Source organism: Pseudomonas sp. HY7a-MNA-CIBAN-0227, from assembly GCF_040310325.1.
GTDB lineage: Bacteria > Pseudomonadota > Gammaproteobacteria > Pseudomonadales > Pseudomonadaceae > Aquipseudomonas.
The window spans coordinates 1-352 of sequence record NZ_JBEOPT010000055.1 but is presented as its reverse complement, the minus strand read 5'-3'; the positions used below and the strand labels follow the sequence as shown (position 1 = coordinate 352).

Here is a 352-nt window from a genome sequence, read left to right as displayed (position 1 = left end):
ACAACAACGACCCGGTCGTGCTCACTGGCCTGGAAGTGAACGGCGGCGAACTCACTGTCTACGAGAAAAACCTGCCGTTGGGCAGCGCTACAGACACTCCTGCCCTGACCCAAAGCGGCACCTTCACTGTCACCGCGTTGGACGGTTTGCAAACCTTGACCGTGGGCGGCATCAGCGTCGTTAGCGGCGGGGTAGCGGCTGGTTTTCCACAGTCGATTCCGACCGGTTATGGCAATACCCTGACCATCACTGGCTACAACGCGACCACGGGCGTGATCAGCTACAGCTACACCCTCAACGGTACCGATAGCCACCCGACTGGCGCTGGCGCTAACAGCATCAGTGAATCCTT

General features: G+C 59.4%; 1 protein-coding gene. It reads left to right on the top strand.

The window, feature by feature from the left end; all coding sequences use genetic code 11:
• Window positions 1–352: hypothetical protein (locus AAEZ06_RS26935; RefSeq protein ID WP_350617120.1), on the top strand; the 352-nt coding region annotated here is incomplete at both ends.